This is a genomic window from Microbacterium sp. Mcb102 (assembly GCF_024519805.1).
GTDB lineage: Bacteria > Actinomycetota > Actinomycetes > Actinomycetales > Microbacteriaceae > Microbacterium.
Map to the genome: position 1 here is coordinate 14,328 of NZ_JALJRG010000001.1, position 19,910 is coordinate 34,237.

Annotated in this window: 16 protein-coding genes; 12 read left to right on the forward strand and 4 right to left on the reverse strand. The window is 70.0% G+C overall.

The window, feature by feature from the left end; translation table 11 throughout:
- Positions 1–21: 21 nt before the first annotated feature.
- On the reverse strand, positions 22–1,131 hold the full coding sequence (hisC, locus tag OC372_RS00080; protein WP_105709500.1) for a histidinol-phosphate transaminase: 1,110 nt from the start codon (positions 1,129–1,131) through the stop codon (positions 22–24).
- A 148-nt stretch (positions 1,132–1,279) separates the two neighbouring features.
- On the opposite strand from hisC, the gene OC372_RS00085 reads away from it, so the two are divergent.
- From OC372_RS00085 to OC372_RS00105, 5 genes are read left to right on the forward strand one after another with little or no spacing between them, the layout of a single operon-like run.
- The gene (locus OC372_RS00085) at positions 1,280–2,248 is read left to right on the forward strand and encodes a PDR/VanB family oxidoreductase (protein ID WP_262000574.1); all 969 of its coding nucleotides are present in this window, start codon (positions 1,280–1,282) and stop codon (positions 2,246–2,248) included.
- A gap of 23 nt (positions 2,249–2,271) precedes the next feature.
- Entirely contained in the window at positions 2,272–3,474 is a 1,203-nt protein-coding gene (locus OC372_RS00090) for an aromatic ring-hydroxylating dioxygenase subunit alpha (RefSeq protein WP_262000575.1), read from the forward strand.
- Between the two features lies 1 nt (position 3,475).
- Positions 3,476–4,012, forward strand: a complete 537-nt coding sequence (locus OC372_RS00095) for a hypothetical protein (protein ID WP_262000576.1) — start codon at positions 3,476–3,478, stop codon at positions 4,010–4,012.
- Positions 4,009–5,190, forward strand: coding sequence for an amidohydrolase (locus OC372_RS00100; protein WP_105709502.1), 1,182 nt, complete (start codon positions 4,009–4,011; stop codon positions 5,188–5,190). Before OC372_RS00095 ends, OC372_RS00100 begins: the two co-directional genes overlap by 4 nt.
- Positions 5,187–6,368 carry a M20 family metallopeptidase gene (locus tag OC372_RS00105; RefSeq protein ID WP_105709503.1) on the forward strand — a complete coding sequence of 394 codons (1,182 nt, stop codon included), beginning with the start codon at positions 5,187–5,189 and terminating at the stop codon, positions 6,366–6,368. Before OC372_RS00100 ends, OC372_RS00105 begins: the two co-directional genes overlap by 4 nt.
- A gap of 36 nt (positions 6,369–6,404) precedes the next feature.
- On the opposite strand, the gene OC372_RS00110 is transcribed toward OC372_RS00105, so the two are convergent.
- Entirely contained in the window at positions 6,405–7,133 is a 729-nt protein-coding gene (locus OC372_RS00110; protein ID WP_105709504.1) for a FadR/GntR family transcriptional regulator, read from the reverse strand.
- A 159-nt stretch (positions 7,134–7,292) separates the two neighbouring features.
- On the opposite strand from OC372_RS00110, the gene OC372_RS00115 reads away from it, so the two are divergent.
- From OC372_RS00115 to OC372_RS00145, 7 genes are all read left to right on the forward strand, one after another.
- A complete protein-coding gene (locus tag OC372_RS00115; protein ID WP_105709505.1) occupies positions 7,293–8,960 on the forward strand; it encodes a thiamine pyrophosphate-dependent enzyme in 1,668 nt (555 codons plus the stop codon).
- Position 8,961: 1 nt separating this feature from the next.
- Positions 8,962–10,401 carry an aldehyde dehydrogenase family protein gene (locus tag OC372_RS00120; protein WP_105709506.1) on the forward strand — a complete coding sequence of 480 codons (1,440 nt, stop codon included), beginning with the start codon at positions 8,962–8,964 and terminating at the stop codon, positions 10,399–10,401.
- Between the two features lie 102 nt (positions 10,402–10,503).
- On the forward strand, positions 10,504–12,078 hold the full coding sequence (locus OC372_RS00125) for an ABC transporter substrate-binding protein (RefSeq protein ID WP_105709507.1): 1,575 nt from the start codon (positions 10,504–10,506) through the stop codon (positions 12,076–12,078).
- Between the two features lie 4 nt (positions 12,079–12,082).
- Complete coding sequence (locus OC372_RS00130; protein WP_091034413.1) at positions 12,083–13,105, forward strand: ABC transporter permease; 1,023 nt, start codon at positions 12,083–12,085, stop codon at positions 13,103–13,105.
- Complete coding sequence (locus tag OC372_RS00135; RefSeq protein ID WP_262000577.1) at positions 13,102–15,027, forward strand: dipeptide/oligopeptide/nickel ABC transporter permease/ATP-binding protein; 1,926 nt, start codon at positions 13,102–13,104, stop codon at positions 15,025–15,027. Before OC372_RS00130 ends, OC372_RS00135 begins: the two co-directional genes overlap by 4 nt.
- Positions 15,024–15,827, forward strand: coding sequence for an ABC transporter ATP-binding protein (locus tag OC372_RS00140; protein ID WP_197021063.1), 804 nt, complete (start codon positions 15,024–15,026; stop codon positions 15,825–15,827). The genes OC372_RS00135 and OC372_RS00140 overlap by 4 nt, the downstream gene beginning before the upstream one ends.
- On the forward strand, positions 15,828–17,012 hold the full coding sequence (locus OC372_RS00145) for a M20 family metallopeptidase (RefSeq protein WP_262000578.1): 1,185 nt from the start codon (positions 15,828–15,830) through the stop codon (positions 17,010–17,012).
- Positions 17,013–17,033: 21 nt separating this feature from the next.
- Here OC372_RS00145 and OC372_RS00150 read toward each other — a convergent pair whose 3' ends face one another.
- On the reverse strand, positions 17,034–18,425 hold the full coding sequence (locus OC372_RS00150) for a S10 family serine carboxypeptidase-like protein (RefSeq protein WP_105709510.1): 1,392 nt from the start codon (positions 18,423–18,425) through the stop codon (positions 17,034–17,036).
- Positions 18,422–19,888 carry a S10 family peptidase gene (locus tag OC372_RS00155; protein WP_262000579.1) on the reverse strand — a complete coding sequence of 489 codons (1,467 nt, stop codon included), beginning with the start codon at positions 19,886–19,888 and terminating at the stop codon, positions 18,422–18,424. The genes OC372_RS00150 and OC372_RS00155 overlap by 4 nt, the downstream gene beginning before the upstream one ends.
- Positions 19,889–19,910 lie beyond the last annotated feature (22 nt).

Below are 19,910 nucleotides of genomic sequence, written 5' to 3' on the forward strand. Positions count from 1 at the left end.
CGTCGCCGGCGAAGAAAACGGTCACCGCGAGGCGAGCACGGCCTCCGCGGGGGCGACGAGTGCGGCGATCTCGGGTGCCAGCGCGATGAGCCGTTCGTTGGCCTCGGGCTCGGCGACGGTCGCCCGGAGCCCTTCGCCCGGGAACGGCCGCACGAGCAGGCCGTGGCGTTCCAACAGCTCGGCGGCAGCGGCCGTGGCATCACCGAGGGGAAGCCAGACGAAGTTGCCCTTGCTCTCGGGAAGCGCGAGGCCGGCGGTGGTGAAGGCGGCGACGACGCGCTCCCGCTCGACGACGAGCTCGGCGACCCTGGCCTCGAGCTCGTCCTCGGCGGCGAGGGAGGCGATCGCGGCCGTCTGCGCCAGGTCGGTCACGCCGAACGGGATGGCGACCTTGCGCAGCGCGATGCCCAACTGCTCGGGGGCGATCGCGTAGCCGATGCGCATGCCGGCCAGGCCGTAGGCCTTCGAGAAGGTGTGCGCGACGGCGACGTTCGGGTAGCGGCGGAAGTACTCGATGCCGACGGGGGAGTCGTCGCGGTCGTTGAACTGCACGTACGCCTCGTCGATCACGACGACGATGTGCGGCGGGACCTGGGCGAGGAATCGATCGAGCTCGGCGTCGCCGATGGTGGTCCCGGTCGGATTGTTGGGGTTGCACACCAGGATCAGGCGCGTGCGGTCGGTGATGGCCGCCCGCATCGCGTCGAGGTCGTGCCGGTGGTCGTCCGTGAGGGGGACCATGACGGGCACGGCTCCGGCCGCGCGAGCGAGCATCGGATACGCCTCGAACGACCGCCAGGCGAACAGGATCTCGTCGCCCTCACCGGCCGTCGCGCGCATCAGCTGCGACACGACCTCGACCGATCCGCTGCCGAGCACGACGTTCACCGGCTCGACGCCAAACCGCTCACATAGCACCGCGGTGAGGGCCGTCGCCGCGGTCTCGGGGTAGCGGTTGATGTGCGCGAGCCGGTCGGCGATGGCCGCGGTCACCGACGGGAGCGGGGGATAGGGGTTCTCGTTCGACGACACCTTGAACACCGGTCCGGTGGTCTCCGCCTGCGGCGCGGCCTTCCCCGGGGTGTATCCGGGGATCGCGTTCAGGTCCTCCCGCAGTCTCAGCTCCGACATCCGTTCCGCCTCTCTCATCATCCGCTCGTGCGGCACCCGTCCGTCCGTTTGACAGTGCCGGGCATCATCCATACTATCGCAATTGAATATATCGAATGTGGTCAATTCGGTCGATGGCGGCCGGAACGACGGAAGGAGCGGAGCGACGGTGCCCCAGTCTGCGGTGGATTCCCCGGAAGCGTCCCTCGCCCTGCGCGTGCGGGCGATGCGGTGGGAGGCGCGGGACGTGCTGTCCCTCGAACTCGACGACCCGACGGGCGCGCCCCTGCCCGCGTGGGAGCCCGGTGCGCACATCGACCTCCGCTTCGCGAACGGAGTGGAGCGCCAGTACTCGCTGTGCTCCGACCCCGCCGACCGCACTGCCTGGCGCGTCGCGATCCTGGCCGAGAGCCCGAGTCGCGGCGGCTCCCGCTATGTGCACCAGAGTCTCCGGGTCGGCGAACTCGTGACCGTCTCCGCCCCGATCAACCACTTCGCGCTCGCCCCCGCAACGGAGTACGTGTTCGTCGCGGGCGGCATCGGCATCACGCCGATCCTGCCGATGCTGTCCGAGGCCGTCCGCCGCGGGATCCCGTGGCGCCTGGCGTATCTCGGCTCGGCGGAGGAACGGATGGCGTTCCTCCGCTACCCCCAGCTGGCCGGGGGCGAGACGCTCCTGGTCCGTGGCGACGCCGACGAGCGACTCGACCTCGCCGCGTGGATCGGCGTCCCCTCCGCTGGGACCGCCGTGTACGCGTGCGGCCCCGAACGCATGCTGGATGCCCTCGAGCAACTCAGCCTCGACTGGCCGCACGGCGCGCTGCACCTCGAGCGCTTCCAGCCGAAGACCTTCGGGGAGTCGCAGGGCGCCGACACCTTCGAGGTCGTCGCGACCAGGTCCGACCTCGTCGTCACGGTCGACCGCGGCTGCAGCATCCTCGAGATGCTCGAGAGCGCCGGGATCGGGGTGCCGAGTTCCTGCCTCGAGGGCGTCTGTGGCACCTGCGAGACGACCGTGATCGACGGCACCCCCGAACACCGGGACTCGATCCTCACCCCCGACGAGCGCGAGAGCAACGAGACGATGATGATCTGCGTGTCCCGCTCTCTCGGCGAGCGTCTCGTCCTCGACATCTGACCCCCCGCACGAACGGAGCGAACATGGACACCGGAACCGCATACGGCCTACGCCTCGGGCAGCCGCTCAACGAGCTCGCCCAGGTCGGCCCCGGTACCCCCTACGGCGAGGTGCTTCGCCGCTACTGGCACCCGGTCGCGAAGGTCGAGGATGCGACGACGCGCCCGATCTCGCTGCGGGTGCTGGGCGAGGAGCTCGTGCTCTTCCGCACCCGCAAGGGCAAGGCCGGCCTGCTGCACCCGCGCTGCATCCATCGCGGCGCCTCGTTGTTCTACGGCGGCGTCGAGGAGGAGGGCATCCGCTGCTGCTACCACGGGTGGGTGTTCGACACCGAGGGGCACTGCCTCGAGCAGCCGTGCGAGCCCGAACTGGGCCTGCACCGCGATCGTGTGCGCCAGCCCTGGTATCCGGTCGAGGAGCAGTACGGCCTGATCTGGGCGTACCTGGGCCCGCCCGAGAAGAAGCCCGTGCTTCCGCGGTACGACACCCTTGAGGAGCTCGCCGACGACGAGCAGTTGATCGTCAACGACCAGGGCGTGGGAGGCGGCGGACCCGCCCAGCTCGACTTCAACTGGTTGCAGCACTGGGAGAACGTGATGGACCCGTTCCATGTGCCGATCCTGCACGCGCGCTTCAGCGGCAACCAGTTCACTCCCGAGATGGCGCTCATCCCCGAGGTCAGCTACGAGTACACGCCGCTCGGCGTGCGCAGCATCCAGATGCGCGAGCTCGGCGACGGTCGTCAGCTGCGCCGCGTCACCGAGGTCATCTTCCCGAACCTGCGGGTCGTGGCCAGCCCGAAGCTCAGCTCGGGGCAGACGAACATGATCGGCTGGGTCGTGCCGATGGATGACACGAACTTCCGCATCTTCACCGTGGCGCGCGATGCCGATCCCGACTTCCTCGCGAAGCTCCGCTCCACGCACGAGGGCAAGCCGTGGAAGGAGCTCACCGACCTCGAGCATCAGCGCCTGCCCGGTGACTACGAGGCGCAGAAGTCGCAGGGTGCCATCTCGCTGCACTCCGAGGATCACCTCACGACCACCGATCAGGGCATCGCGATGATCCGGCGGATGATGGCCAAGCAGCACCGCGCGGTCGCAGCCGGCGGCGACCCGGTGGGCGTGAGCTTCGATGAGGCGGAGCGGCTGGTGCGCATCGAGGGCGGCAACTACTTCGAGGGTGCCGCAGACGCGCCGCTGCTCGCCGACGCGGTGGACGACTGACATGGCGAAGTACACGGCGCGACCGCCGCGCGGAGACCGCCCGGTCCTCGTGCTCGGGATCAGCGACGTGTTCGTGATCGAGGGCGAGCCCTCGGTCCCGGTGAGCATGCACCACCTCTCCGCCTGGGGCCGGTGGGTCCGCGACGTCGCCATCCCGGACTCGGCGGCCCGACGCCTGCACGAGCTGGCCGAGCACTTCGACATCGTCTGGGCATCCGAGTGGGGACACAACGCGCACACGGCGTTCCGCGGGCCGCTCGAGTTGCCGGAGGAGCCCTGGCCCTTCTTGCCCGTGCAGTTCGACAAGCTCGCGCACATCCGCCGCTATGCCGATGGTCTGCCGTGGGTCTGGGTCGACGATCCTCTCGTGGATCTCAGCGGAGAGCCGCCGGAGTGCGAGGACGGGATCGTCGTGCGGGTCGACCCCGCGGCCGGCATCCTGAGCCTCGACCTCGACGATCTGCTGACACGGACGCGCGCGCTCGTCGAGCGGCGCGCAGGAGAGAACACGATGCACACGAGCGAGGAGCAGGGATGAGCGCTGACGTCGCGATCGTCGGCGGACGCGTGGTCACCGGCCTCGGTGAGGAGCTCGACGGCGGCACGGTGCTCGTGGCGGGCGGCCGCATCGAGGCGGTCGGTGTCGGGATCGCGGTGCCGGACGGTGCGCGGGTGATCGATGCGACGGGATGCTGGGTCCTGCCCGGACTCATCGACCCGCACAGCCACATCGGCGTGCACGAAGAAGCCAACGGCCCCGCGGGCTTCGACGGCAGCGAGGTGTCGTCGCCCGTGACCGCCGGCGTGCGGGCGATCGACGCGATCAACATCGAGGACATGGCGTTCGCCGACGCGTTGGCAGGCGGCATCACGGCGGTCGTCGTGAAACCGGGATCGGGGAATCCGATCGGCGGGCAGAGCGTGGCGATCAAGACCGCCGGTGGACGCTCGGTCGACGAGCAGGTCATCCGCGCGGCGCTCGGCATGAAGTCGGCGCTCGGCGAGAATCCGAAGCAGGCCTATGGGGAGCGTAAGCAGCTGCCGTCGACCCGTCTCGGCATCGCGCTCGTCATCCGGCAGGCGCTCCTGGATGCGCGCGACTACGCCGAACGGCGGGATCGCGCCCGCGCCGAGGGCACACCGTTCGCGGTCGACCTGGGAAAGCAGGCGCTCACCGAGGCCCTCGACGGCGCGCTCTCCTGGGAGCAGCACGCGCATCGGCACGACGACATCGCGACGGCGCTGCGCATCGCCGAGGAGTTCGGGCTGCGTCTCGTGCTCAACCACGGAACCGAGGCCCACAAGCTCGCCGACGTGCTCGCGGAGCGCGATGTGCCCGTCATCTTCGGCCCCATCCTGTCGAGCCGATCCAAGGTCGAGGTGCGCGAGGCCGATCCTGCGAACCTCGCGACCCTCGCCGCCGCGGGAGTGCGCGTCGCCCTGACCACCGATCATCCGGTGGTTCCCATCGGGCTCCTCGCTCTGCAGGCTGCCGTCGCCGTGCGTGCCGGGCTTCCCCGCGAGACCGCCATCGCCGCCATGACCTCCGCCGCGGCCGACATCGCCGGCATCGGCGACCGCGTCGGTGCGCTGGAGGTCGGCCGCGACGCGGATGTGGTTCTGTGGACCGGAGACCCGCTCGACGTCGCCTCGACCGTGCGGGAGGTGCTCATCGACGGACGGACCGTCTACACCGCGAAGAAGGAGAACTTGTGACGCTGCGCGACGATGCCGCCCGCCTGCTGCCCGAGCTGGTCGATCTGCGACGCCGCCTGCACCGCATCCCCGAGGTCGGTTTCGAGCTTCCGCAGACGCAGGCCGTCGTGCTCGCGGAACTCGCCGACCTCGGCCTCGAGATCACCACCGGCAGTGACCTGAGCTCGGTCACCGCGGTGCTGCGCGGAGCGGCGGACGGGCCGTCGGTGCTGCTGCGGGGCGACATGGACGCGCTGGCGATCGTCGAGGAGACCGGGCTCGAGTACGCGTCCGTGAACGGCGCCATGCACGCGTGCGGACATGACCTCCATGTGGCGGGACTCGTCGGTGCCGCCCGGCTGCTCGCGGCACGGCGGGAGAGCATCGCGGGGTCCGTCGTCTTCATGTTCCAGCCGGGCGAGGAGGCCGGCGGAGGTGCGCCGCTGATGATCCGCGACGGCGTGCTCGAGGCGTCAGGCGCGAGGGTCGAAGCGGCATACGGCATCCATGTCGGTCCGGGGGAGCGCGGCACGTTCCAACTCAAACCGGGCACGATCATGGCCGGTGCGAATGTGCTGAGGGTCACCGTGCACGGCCGGGGTGGCCACGGCTCCCGCCCGCATCAGGCGGTCGATCCGGTGCCCGCGGTCGCCGAGATCGTGCTGGCGCTGCAGAGTTGGGTCACCCGGCGCGTCGACGTGTTCGACCCCGTGGTGCTCTCGGTGACGAAGCTGTTCGCGAGCGAGGTCGTGAACGTGATCCCCGAGCAGGCCGGCCTCGCCGCGACGCTGCGCACGTTGTCCGAGGCCTCGATCGCACAGGCCCAAGCGGAACTTCCGCCCCTCATCGAGCGCATCGCGGCCGCGCACGGGTGCACGGCCGATGTCGAGGTGATCATCGGCTATCCGGTGACCGTCAACACGGCCCCGGAGACCGCGGCGGCGACGGCGGTGCTGCGCGAGGAATTCGGCGACGAGCGGGTCGAAGAGCTCGCCGTGCCGTGGATGGCCTCGGAGGACTTCTCGTTCGTGCTCCGCGAGGTTCCCGGGACGTTCCTGTTCCTGTGTGCCACGCCGCCGCACGTCGATCCGGACGACATCCCGATGAACCATTCACCGCACGCGGTCTTCGACGATGCGGTGCTCGGCGATCAGGCCGCGGCGCTGGCCGCGCTCGCTCTCTGGCACGTGTCCCGCTAGGCGCGGGCGCCGTCCGGTCGCGGTACCGAACCGCGGTCAGCGGCCGAGCGTGCGGTGGTCCAGCACGGCCTTGCGCCCGGCCTCGACGTCGCTGCTGCGGATCGCATCGATGAGTGCCTCGTGGATGTGCAGGCGCTCGTCCGTGTCCTGGCGGAATCCGGGGACGGCCAGTGCGTCCTCATCCGCCGCGCCGGCGGTCTCGCCCTCGATGTAGTCGACGAGGTTGAGGTAGAACGTCCGCAGCACCGCGTTCGGCGAGATCTCGGCGATGCGGCGATGCAGCCGCCAGTTGCCGTGCAGCCCCTCGATCGGGTCGTGCCAGTGGTCGGCGAGGTCGGACATGACCGCGTCGAGGTCGGCGATGTCCGCATCGGTGCGGTTCAGGACGGCGTCATGCATGACCGCCTCGTCGAGCGCATCGAGCACCTTGATCACGTCGTTGACCGGAGCGCCGGTCTGGCGCAGACGGAGCACGCTGTGGGCGAGGCGGATGAGTGGCGACTGGTCGGCGACGAAGATGCCGCCGCCCGGGCCCGGGCGCAGGTCGACGGAGCCGCGGGCGCGCAGCACGCGCAGCGCTTCGCCGAGTGTGGCCGGCGCGACGCCGAACTGCTCGCACAGGTCCTGTCGTGTGCCGATGCGGTGGCCGGGGGTGAGGCCCTCGGACTTGATCATCGCTTCGACCTCGGTCACGACGCGGTCGGCGACGGACTGTGCGGGCGCGACACGCTGGAAGGTGCGCGCGTCATCCTGGGTGCTGGCCACGGGAATCCTTCGGTCGGGGCAGTGTTCTGCAGCGGATCTCTCACATCCTAGGGACGCCCCGCCGCCGGGGAGCGGCGGCTCAGGGCGATTCTCCTATTTGCAGTAATTGAATGTATCTAATACAGTCAATCACGCAATGCTGCTCACGAGAGGAAACAGATGACCGACCACACCGGTGGCGATCTGCTCGCAGACTCCCTCATCAACCAGGGAGTCTCACGGATCTTCGGTATTCCGGGCGTTCAGCTCGATGCCGCCGCAGACGCCCTCCACGCCCGCGCCGACCAGGTCGACTTCATCTGCGCCCGCAACGAGCAGGCGACGACCTACATGGCCGACGGGTATGCGCGCAGCACCGGAGACGTCGGTGTCGCGATGGTCGTTCCCGGCCCGGGAGTGCTCAATGCCCTCTCCGGTGTGGCGACGGGCTACTCCGCGAACTCGCCGATGCTCCTCATCGCCGGACAGATCGATTCGAAGGCCATCGGCCGCGGACTCGGCGCCCTGCATGAGATCCCCGACCAGACGGGCATCCTCGAACGGCTCACCAAGTGGACCGGCATCGCCCGCTCCGCCGACGAGATCCCCGGACTCGTGCGCGAGGCCTTCGTGCAGCTGCGCAGCGGCCGCCCGCGTCCCGTCGCGATCGAGGTGCCGCCGGACGTGCTCGCCGCCACCTCGCGGATGGCGGCGGCCGAGATGGTCGCCGACGCCCCGCTCGTTCCCGACGAGCAGCAGATCCGCGACGCGGCGGCCCGGCTCCTCGCCGCCCGGCGGCCGATGATCGTCGTCGGCGGCGGAGTGCTCGCCTCGAACGCGTCCGTCGCTCTGCAGGCGCTCGCTGAGGCGCTGGAGATTCCCGTGCTGATGACCGAGAACGGCCGGGGAGCGCTCGACGCCCGGCACCGCCTCGCGTTCGACTCGCTCGCGCTCCGCGCCTTCCGTGAGGACGCCGATCTCGTACTGGCGGTCGGAACCCGCTTCGTCTCCACCTTCGGAACCCAGGTGGACACCCATGGTGCACCGGTGATCCTCGTGAACGCGGAAGAGGCAGACCTCGGCGGCCCGCGCGCCGCCGTGCAGACCCTCCACGCCGACGCCCGGCTGGCGCTCGCCGCGCTCGCCGCCGAGGTGGGGTCCCCGCAGCGCGATTCCCGCGAGAGCGAGTTCGTCCGCGTCCGCTCCTGGCTCGCCGAGCAGTTCGACGACATCGCCCCGCAGCGCGAGTACCTCGCCGCGATCCGCGGTGCGCTGCCCGAGGACGGCGTCTTCGTGAGCGAGTTCACCCAGGTCGGCTACGCGGCCAGCGCCTGCTACCCCGCGTATCAGCCGCGCACCTACATCGGCCCCGGTTACCAGGGCACGCTGGGCTACGGCTTCGCGACGGCTCTGGGCGTGAAGGCCGCGGATCCGAGCCGCTCCGTGGTCTCGGTCAACGGCGACGGCGGATTCTCCTGGACGCTGCAGGAGCTGTCGACGGCGAAGCGCTACGGCCTCGGACTGGTGACGATCGTCTTCCACGACGGCTTCTACGGCAACGTGCGCCGCATCCAGAAGAACCGCTACGGCGCGCGCTACTTCGCCAGCGACCTGACGAACCCCGACTACGGCAAGCTCGCCGACGCGTACGGCATCCGCTCTGCGCGGGCGTACACGCCGCAGGAGCTGGCGGGTGTGCTCGCCGATGCGGTCCCCGCGAACGAGCCGATCCTCATCGACGTGCCGGTGGGGGAGTTCCCCTCGCCGTGGCACCTCATCCATGAGGGCGTCCCGCGTCCCGTTCCGCTCGCGCCCGACGCGCACCTCGTGCAGCGGGCAGGGGTCTGACATGACCATCGGGCACGACATCGCAGGCATCAGGGAAGATGTCGATGGCCTCAGGGCGATCGATGTCGTCAGCCCGGCCGACGGCACCGTCATCGGCGCCGTCGTCGCAGGCGGCCCCGCGGACGTCGATCGCGCGGTGGCTGCGGCCGCGGACGCGTTCGGCAGCTGGTCCACGACGCCGATGGCGCAGCGGATCGCTTACGTAGAGGCGCTCGCCGAGGGGTTGGCGCGCCACCGTGAGCTTCTCGCCGCGACCCTCAGCGCCGAGATGGGCTCGCCGATCGCGTTCGCGCGTTCCGCTCAGGTCGGGGTCGCGATCGCCGACCTGAACATGCTCGCCGATGCTGCCCGCGCGCACGTCGAGCGGGAGGCGGTGTCGAACTCCCTCGTCGTCTCGGAGCCGGTCGGCGTCGTCGCCGCGATCACCCCGTGGAACTTCCCGCTGCACCAGATCGTGCTCAAGGTCGGCGCCGCCCTTCTCGCGGGCTGCACGGTGGTGCTCAAGCCCAGCGAGGTCGCCCCTCTCAACGCCGCGATCATCGGGGACATCCTCCGCGAGATCGGATTGCCGGCCGGTGTCGTGAACATCGTGCACGGCGACGGCGCAGGAGTCGGCTCGCCCCTCGTCGCCCACCCGGGCGTCGACATGGTCACCTTCACCGGCTCACGCCAGGTGGGGGAGCAGGTGGCTCGCGCCGCGGCGGCGACCATCAAGAAGGTCGCTCTCGAGCTGGGCGGCAAGTCCGCCGCGATCGTGCTCGACGACGCACCGCTCGAGGAATCGGTGCGGGGAGTGCTCGCCTCGTGCTTCGCGAACGCCGGCCAGACCTGCGCCGCGCAGACCCGCGTCCTGGTACCGGAGAGCATGCGCGATGCCTGGCAGAAGGCCGCGCTCGAGGTCGCCGCGGGCTGGGCCCCCGGTGATCCGCGCGAGGAGGGGACCGCGACCGGGCCCCTCGCCTCGGCTCTGCAGCGCGATCGCGTCCGGGCGCACATCGCCACGGCGATCGACGAGGGCGCGCAGGTGCTGACCGGCGGTCTCGATATCGTCGAACCGACGGCAGGCGGCGCCTACGTGCAGCCCACGATCTTCACCGATGTGACGCCGGACATGCGGATCTTCCACGAGGAGGTCTTCGGTCCGGTGCTCACGATCACCCCCTACGGCACGGTCGATGAGGCTGTCGACCTGGCCAACGACAGCGTCTACGGACTGTCGGGCGGCGTGTGGTCGAGCGACCCTCGACGCGCCCTCGACATCGCTCTGCGCATGCGCACCGGGACCGTCGGCATCAACGGCGCAGGCCTCGATGTCGGTGCACCCTTCGGCGGATACAAGCAGTCGGGCGTCGGCCGGGAGTGCGGTGTCCACGGGTTCGAGGAGTTCCTCGAGCTCAAGTCGGTGATGGGCGCCGCTGCCCTCCTCGACGATCGCTCGTGAAGTTACATACCCGAAACACCGGCGACACGAGCCAATAAAGAGTAATTCATAACATTCAATTGGGTTGACCCGCACCGTGCGGAACCCGTGAGAGAGGACACCATGAGACGCAGCATTGTCGCCGCGGCCGCCGTCGGCGTGACGGCCCTCGCCCTGTCCGGCTGCGCCGGTACGGCGGAGCCCGGGGGAGGAGAAGCACAGACGATCAAGATCGCCGTGCAATCGGATCCCGGAACGCTCAACCCGATCACGAATGCGACGAACGCGAGTGAGTCCGTATCCACGTTCGGGTACGAGTCGCTGCTCTTCTACCCGACCGGGGAGGAGCCCCGAGGGCTGCTCGCGGATTCGTGGGAGTCGACCACGACCGGCGTGGAGTTCACGCTCAAGGACGGCATCCTCTGCGCCGACGGCACGCCGTTGACCGCGACCGATGTCAAGTCCACATTCGAGTACGCCGCGGCCGACGAGACGGGCTCGCCCTACAAGGGCGTGTACTTCCCGGCCGAGGGCCTCACGATCGAGGCGGACGACGATGCCCGCACGGTCACCTTCACCAGCGCGAACGCCCAGAGCTTCCTCGCCGAGACGATCGGCGCCCTGCCGATCGTGTGCGCGTCCGGTCTCGCCGACCCGGCCGTTCTCGACACCGAGTTCCACGGCACCGGCGCCTACGCGTTGAAGGCGTCCTCCCCGGGGCAGTCGTACACGTTCACGCTGCGTGACGACTACACCTGGGGTCCCGACGACACGACCAGCGAGACAGCGGGGCTGCCCGGCACGGTGGAGATCTCGATCATCGAGAGCGACTCGACCGCCGCCAACATGCTCCAGACCGGCGAGGCCAACGTCGCAGAGGTCGGCGGCAGCGAGCGCGACCGGCTCGACAAGACCGAGTTCGCGAAAGAACTCGAGGTGCCGCTGCGCCCGGGGCTGATCTTCTTCAACCAGGCGGAGGGCCGGGTCGGCCACGATCTCGCCGTCCGTGAAGCTCTCGCCCAGGCTGTGGACCGCGAAGCCGTCGGACCTGTCGCCTCCGCGGGTCGCGGCGAGCAGATCACGACACTCGTGTCCGAGTTCGGCGCCGCGTGCACCGCGATGGACAGCTCCGGCGCCATCCCCGACTACGACGTGGATGCTGCTGCTGCCGCACTCGACGCCGCGGGCTGGGTCGAGGGCGCCGACGGCATCCGCGCGAAGGACGGCAAGCCGCTGTCCATCCTGATGCTCTACCCGGCATCCGAGAGCCAGGGCGTCACCGCCGCGATCGAACTGCTGCAGACCGAGTTCAAGAAGATCGGTGTGGACGCGGTTCCCACCCCGTCCGCGTCCTACACCGACGTGATCTTCTCCGGCGGCGACTGGGACATCGTGTGGGCCCCGATCTTCACGAGCCTCCCGAGCGACTGGGCCGGCATCCTGGGCGGCGAGTTCCCGCCCAACGGCGGCAACTGGACCTACAACAGCAACCAGGAGTACTTCGACCTGGTGGGCGAGGCGCAGGCGCTGGCCGGAGCCGACTCGTGCGACGCCTGGCAGGCTGCGCAGGACTCCCTGTTCCGCAACCTCGAGGTGCTGCCCGTCTACTCGTCGACGTCGACTTTCTACGGTGTCGGTGTGGAGTTCGGCATGTCGAAGAGCATCCTCGCTCCGACCACGATCCGCGTGACAGAGTGACAGGATGACGTCGCAGATCGTGACGCGGCCGAAGACCGTCGTGGTGGCCACCCCTCGGGGTGGTCGCCACGGCGGCGGCCGCTGGATCCCCTTCCTCCTCCGGCGCATCGGCCGGATGCTCATCGCGATGTTCGTGATCGTGACGGCGGCGTTCGTCGTCCTCCGCGCCGCCGGGGGAGACCCGGTCCGCGCGGCACTCGGGCCGACCGCACCGGCATCCGTGGTGGCGGAGCGCCGGGCGCAGCTCGGGCTCGATGATCCTCTCATCGTGCAGTTCTGGAACTACCTGACCGGGATCGTGTTCCGTGGCGATCTGGGCGTCTCCCTGATCACCGGACGATCGGTGAACGAGCTGGTGGAGTATCGGCTCCCCGCCACCGTGCAGCTCGCCGGCATCGCGTTCATCGTGATCCTCCTCATCGCGATCCCCCTCGGGCTCGCCATCGCGATCCTCACCGCCGGCAACCGCCGTCGCCCCGTCGAGGTCGCCTTCACCTCGGTGACGGGCTTCTTCGCCGCCGTGCCGGAGTATCTGATCGGTGTCGCACTGCTGACGCTGTTCGCGATCACGATCCCGCTCCTCCCGGTCGCCGGCATCAGCGGCCCGCAGTCGTACATCCTCCCCGTCCTCGCGCTCGCGCTCGGCGCGTCGGCGTCGCTGTCCCGCATCGCTCGTGTCGAGGCGCTCAATGTGCTCAGCGACGACTACATCCGCACCGCGCGCTCCAAGCGGCTCCCGGCCGCGATGGTGTACTTCCGGCACGCCCTGCCGAACATGCTCACCGCCACCCTGACCCTCGGCGGCGCCCTGCTCGCGACGATGATCGCCGGCAGCGTCCTGGTCGAGCGGGTCTTCAACTGGCCGGGCATGGGCAGTGCCTTCGTGCAGGCGATCATCACCAAGGACTACGGCATCGTGCAGGGGCTCGCGATCGTCTACGCGGCGATCATCCTCGTCGTGAACCTGCTGGTGGATGTGGTGCTCGCCATCCTCGACCGTCGTACGACCATTCTGGAGACCGCATGACCTCCTCGCACCGGCGGCGCACCTGGCTGCTGCAGTCCCCGATGGCGCTGATCTCGCTGACCTTCATCGCGATCTTCGCCCTCCTCGCCGTGTTCGCCCCGATGTTGTGGGGTACGCAGGCCGAGACCCCGTCGCCCGCCGACCTCCTCCAGCCACCGAGCGCCGAGCACCCTCTCGGCACCGACGCGCTCGGGCGGGACCTGCTGCTGCGCACGCTCGTGGCCACGCGGCTGTCGCTCGTGATGGCGCTGACCGCGACCGCTCTGGGTGCCGTGGCCGGGCTGATCCTCGGTGCGCTGCCGGTCGTCGCCGGTCCGCGCGTGCAGCGCATGTTCGGCTCGGTCATCAACACCTGGCTCGCCTTCCCGGTGCTGCTGGTCGCGATGCTCACAGTGATCCTGCTCGGCACCGGCTCCACGACGGCCGTGATCGCGCTCGCGCTGACCATGACCCCCTCGTTCGCCCGCCTCGCACAGACCCTCTCCTCGCGCGTCGGGGGTTCGGAGTACCTGGCCGCGGCCCGCCTGCTCGGGGTGTCGAAGACGCGTCAGTTCACCCGCTACATCCTCCCCAACATCGCCGAGCCGGTGATCGTCAACGTCACGATCTCGATCGGCGGGGGACTCCTCGCCCTGTCGAGCCTCAGCTTCCTCGGCGTCGGCGTGCAGCCGCCCGAGTACGACTGGGGCCGCCTGCTCAGCGAGGGCTTCGAGCAGGTCTACAGCCAGCCGTCCGCGATCGTCGGGCCGGGTGTGATGGTCGTGCTCGCCGGAATCATGTTCGGCATGTTCGGCGAGGCGCTGGCCTCCCACATGCGCGGCCGGGGGCGCACCCGCACGCTCAGCGTCCGCGAGCTCGGCGATCCTGACCGCGTCTCCTCGACCACTGCCGTCGAGGAGCGGAGGGACGACGTGGAACCGCTGCTGGACGTTGCGGGCCTCAGCGTCTCCTTCCCCGGTGAGCACGGCTGGGTGCGCCCCGTGCAGGACGTCTCGTTCCGCATCGCACCCGGCGAGATCGTCGGCGTGGTCGGCGAGTCCGGCAGCGGCAAGAGCGTCACGATGATGGCGATCGCGCAGCTGGCTCCGGCCGGGGCCGCCGTCAGCGCGCAGCGCCTCACCTTCGCGGGAGAGGAGCTGTCCGGACTGTCGAGCGAGCGTGCGGCGAAGAAGCTCGGCACGAGGGTCGGTATCGTGTTCCAGGACTCGCTCACCGCGCTGAACCCGGCGCTCCGCGTGGGCACGCAGCTCGCCGAGGTGCCGCGCGTGCACCAGAAGGCGACGCGGCGGGAAGCGGATGCCGCGGCCGTCGACGCTCTGGCTGCCGTGTCGATCACCGATCCGGCGCGTCGGGCCAAGCAGTTCCCGCACGAGTTCTCCGGTGGCATGCGGCAGCGTGCGCTCATCGCGATGTCGCAGATCGGGAAGCCGCGGCTGATCATCGCCGACGAGCCCACCACGGCGCTCGACGTCACGGTGCAGCAGCGGGTGCTCGCCCTGCTCCGCCGCGAGTGCGAGGAGACCGGGGCAGCGGCGATCGTCGTCTCGCACGACATCGCGGTGCTGGCCGAGCTCTGCCAGCGCATCCTGGTCATGTACGGCGGCCGCATCGTCGAAGACGTCGACGTCCGCCACCTTGCAGAACCCGAACGGCTGGCGCATCCGTACACCCGCGCGCTGGCGGAGTCGCTGCCGGATCTCGACACCGACCGCACGGCACCGCTCGCGACGATCCCCGGCGAGCCGCCGGACCTCGCGCAGCCGGTGGTCGGCTGCGCGTTCGCCCCGCGCTGTGCGTTCGCCACCGAGCTCTGCCGCACCGAGACCCCTCAGCTCGTCGCGCACGGCTCCGGCCGCGTGGCGTGCTGGCACCCGCAGGACGTGGGCGTGCACGAAGACGAATTCGCGAAGGCGGGTGCATGATGGCCGATCTCGTCATCGAGAACCTCGTGGTCACATTCGGCCGCGGGCCCCACGCCGTGAATGCGGTGGACGACGTGTCGCTCACGGTGCCGCACGGCACGACGGTGGGGCTGGTGGGCGAATCCGGATCGGGCAAGTCCACGGTCGCACGCACGGTCGCGGGGCTCCAGAAGCCGACGTCGGGCCGGATCCTGCTCGACGGCAAAGACCTCGCGGTCGGACGCCGTGATCGCCGGGCCCACGCCCGAGACGTGCAGATGATCTTCCAGGACCCGTACTCGTCGCTGAACCCGCGCATGTCGGTGGGCGAGACCCTGGACGAGGCGCTGGCCACCCACGGCTCCGGCAACGCCAAGGCTCGTGCGGCCGGCGTCAAGGAGCTGCTCGAACTCGTGCGGCTGAAGCCCGGTGTGTCGGAGTTGCATCCGTCGAGCCTGTCCGGCGGCATGCGGCAACGCGTCGCGATCGCCCGCTGCCTCGCGGTGAAGCCGCGCCTGATCATCGCGGATGAGATCACGTCCGCCCTCGACGCCTCGGTGCAGGGCGCGGTGCTCAACCTGATGCGCGACCTGCAGCGCGAGCTCGAGCTCTCGGTGCTGTTCATCACCCACAACCTCGCCGCGGTGCGCTACATCGCCGACACCACGGCCGTGATGCGCAGCGGCGAGATCGTCGAGCACGGCGATGCCGACGCGATCGTCACGAACCCGCAGCATCCCTACACACAGGCGCTCGTGGCGGCCATCCCGCGCATCCAGAACGCCGGCACCGACAGCCTCCTCCACTCGATCGGATCCTGAATGACCCTGCTCGACGACGCTCAGGTCCTGCTGCCCGAGCTCGTGGCCCTGCGCCGCGCCATCCACGCCGACCCCGAGCTGGGTCTCGAGCTGCCGCGCACCCAGCGACGGGTGCTCGACGCGCTGGAGACCCTCGGACTCGAGGTGGTCCTCGGTGAGGGCCTGAGCTCGATCGCCGCGGTCGTGCGCGGCGCGCATCCCGGACCGACCGTGCTGCTGCGTGCCGACATGGACGCGCTTCCGCTCGTCGAGGACACGGGGCTCGACTACGCGGCGACGGGGGAGCGGATGCACGCCTGCGGGCATGACCTGCACGTCGCCGGTCTCGTCGGAGCCGCGCACCTGCTGGCGGGGCGTCGCGAGGAGCTCCACGGCGATGTCCTGCTGATGTTCCAGCCCGGCGAGGAGCTCGGCGACGGCGCGAAGCGGATGCTCGCCGAGGGGCTCCTCGAGACCACCGGGTCCCGGCCGGTCGCGGCCTTCGGCATCCATGTCGTGCCCGGCGAGTACGGCGTGTTCTCGACCCGTCCCGGCGCGCTCATGGCCGGCGCGATCGAGGTCGAGATCACCGTCACGGGAGCCGGGGGCCACGCCTCGGCACCGCACCTGACCCGGGACCCCGTGCCGGTGGCCGCCGAACTCGTCACCGCGCTGCAGACGTTCGTCACCCGCCGCTTCGATGTGTTCGACCCGGTCGTCCTCAGCGTCACGCAGCTGCATGCCGGGGGACCGGCCCGGAACATCATCGCCGACACCGCGACGCTCGTCGCCTCGGTGCGGGTGCTGTCGCACGAGTCGAGTGCGCGCGTGCAGACGGAGCTCCCCGCACTCGTCCGCGAGATCGCGGCCGCCCACGGTTGCACGGCCCAGGTCGATGTGACCGTGCTGTGCGCGCCCACCGTGAACGATGCCCGCGCGGTGGAGCGGGTGCGAGCCACGCTGCGGGGCCTGTTCGGCGACGAACGCGTGTGGGAGACCGCGCACCCCGTGATGGGATCGGAGGACTTCTCCTTCGTGCTCGAACAGGTTCCGGGGGCGTTCCTGTTCCTGCGGGCGACGCCGGCGGAGGTCGACCTCGAGACGGCGTCTCCGAACCACTCTCCGACGGTCGTGTTCGACGATGCGGTCCTCGCCGATCAGGCCGTGGCGCTCGCGGCTTTCGCGATGGAGACGCTCACGGCCTGATCTGCAGCCTCGTCGGACTCCTCAGCGGGTGAGGAAGGCGCGGAGGTCGGCGTTCAGGCGCACCGCGACCTCGGGGTCGCTGTACATCATGTGCCCGGCGCGGTACCAGTGGGTCTCGGTGCGCTCGCGCGGCAACCCCCACTGCCGCAGCAGGTGGTCGGCCGCGCCGACGGTCGTCAGCGAGTCGTACACGCCGGTGCCGATGAACAGTCGTCCGCGCGGTGTCTGCTTCATCCAGCGTGACAGCCGTGCCGGGTACGGGTACGTGCGGAACGGGGAGGGGCGTCCGTAGGCGACGAACCCCGCACCGCCCTGCTCGTCCCACTCCCAGTCGCGGCCCGCCTCCGGGTCGACCACGCGATACGGCTGCGCGGGGGCGGTGCCGAAGACGTGTCGCATCAACTGCTGCAGTCCCGCCACGTACCGCGGGGAGAGTGCCACATCGGAGGGGTCGTGGTCGAGCTCACCGGAGCGGCGGTCGGCCGCCGGTGCGGAGTACCGACTGTCGGTCACTCCGAGCACGCGTCCGGGGAGCAGGCGCGAGCGGAAGTCCTGCTTGCTGACCCAGAGTCGATCGTCGGCGAGCTCGCCCGTGGGAATCCCGATCATCCGCGAGAGGCGCTCCGAGATCCCGGCACGCTCGTCGGCCGGCAGCTGGTCGCCCTGCAGCATCGCGAGGGCGAGGTCGCCTCGAGCGAAGTCCAGTGCCGCGGCGATCGCGTCCTCGACCGTCTCGTGTTCGCGGGAGCCGACGCCGTGATACCAGGCCGTCGCTGCCTTGTACGGCAGGTTCGCGAGCGCTCCGACCACGTTGCCCGGACGATCCAGCGTCTCCTGGATGTTGACGGCCTGCCCCAGCAGCACCATGCCGTCCAGCGGCGCGGTGTCTATGCTGTGCGATGAGGTCGCGAGGAATGCCGCACGCAGGGTGCCGTAGCTCTCTCCGAGGAAGAACTTCCGGGAGTTCCAGCGACCGTGCCTGTCGACCCAGTCCGAGATGGCGGCGGCGATGGCGTCGGCGTCTCCCTCCACGGAACGGAAGTCCGACGCATCGGCATCGTCGGCGAAGCCCCCGAACCCGGTACCGGGTGCGTCGAGGAACACCAGATCGGCGACGTCGAGGATCGTCGACGGGCTCTCCTCCACGCCGTAGGGAGGGAGCCCGTCGTCGGCGAGGTCGACGGGGACGTGCGCGCGCATCGGCCCGATCCCGCTCAGGTGCAGATAGAGCGTCGACACCCCCGGACCGCCGTTGGTGAGGAACAGCACGGGGCGATCCGTGCCCTCGACGATGTAGCTGAACGCCGAGATCCTCCCCTGGACTGCGCCGTCCGAGCGCCGCAGCGGGAGCTCCTCGAGGCGGGCGGTGTAGGCCAGGTCGCCGACCCGACCCGCGGCCCCGAGCCCGATCATCCGTGCGTCGTGGCGTCGCGGTAGAAGTCGTCGAGATCGCTCTTCATGCGCTCCACCGCCCGTTCGTCCACGAAGGTCATGTGACCCGACTCGTAGAACGTGAACCGGATGTTCTCCCGCAGGCTCGGCGCCAGGTACAGGCGCGCCACGTCGACCTCGGGTCCGAAGAACGGAGTGGCCAGGTCGTAGTACCCGCCCATCACGAAAACCTTCAGGTTCGGGTTGCGGCGCACGGCGGCCGACAGGTCGATGGAGACGTCGGGCACCAGCTGCGGGGCATCCACGCCCGGTGCCTTGTGCTTCCAGTCCCACGCGCGGGAGATCGGCATGTTGTGCAGGTGGCGGTAGTGCAGGTCGCTGGTGAAGCCGATGTCGTCCACGAGGTGCGCGCGGTACGTCGAGAGGTGTGCGCTGTTGACGCCGGCGGTGGCCGCGTCGTCGGTGGCCGGGTCGTGCGAGCCGTTGCCGACGACGTACTGGTGCTCGGCGGTGAAGCGGGTGTCGAAGCGGCCGATCACGCGCCCTTCGTCGGCGAGCAGGGCGTAGCGGTACTGCTCCATCCCGATGCGGAAGTGGTACTTCTTCAGGTAGTCGGCGTCGAGCCCGATGAGGGCGCTCATCCGTTCGGCGACGGCGTCCTCGAGGTCGGCGGGCAGCAGATCGCCGCGTAGCAGCGCCTCGGCGAACGGACCCTGCGCGAACTCGCGTGCCTCCAGGAGGAGTGGCTCGAGCTCGGTGTGCCCGGTGCGGGCCTTGCCGTGGTACCAGGCGGTCGCCGCGTACGAAGGGAGCAGATTGATGTACTCGCGGGGTCCGCCGAGGTTGCTCTCGCCCCAGTTGAGCACGGTCGACAGAAGCACGACGCCGTTGAAGTCGAGGCCCTGGTTCTGCAGCCGATGCACGAGCGACGCAGCGCGCGTGGTGCCGTACGACTCGCCGAACAGGAAGCGCGGCGCATTCCAGTTGTTCGTGATCGTGAGCCAGCGCGTGATCGCCTTTGCGAACGCGGCGACGTCCTGGTCGACGCCCCACAGCTCTGCCGGGGTCGCATCGCCGAGGAGACGTGAGTATCCGGTGCCGGGCGCGTCGATGAACACGAGGTCGGAGGCGGTGAGCAGCGTGTGCGGGTTGTCGCCGCTCGCGTAGGGGGCGGGCGGCGTCGCGAGGGGTGTGTTCGTGGGCGTGCGCTTCGGTCCGAAGCCACCGATGTTGAGCCAGAGGCTCGCCGAACCTGGGCCGCCGTTGAACAGGAACGTCACGGGGCGCACCGGGGCGCCCTCCTCGCGGTCGGCGATGTACGAGGTGTAGAACACGCTCGCGAGTGGGCGGTGCTCGTCGTCGCGGACGATCACGGTGCCCGCGCCGGCGGTGTAGTCGAGCGAGCGGCCGCCCGCGGTGATGCGGTGGCGGCGCGAGGTGAAGGTCTCCGTGTCAGGTGCGTCTGCGGGGGTCGGCTCGGTCACAGGTCTCCCTCGGGAAAATGAA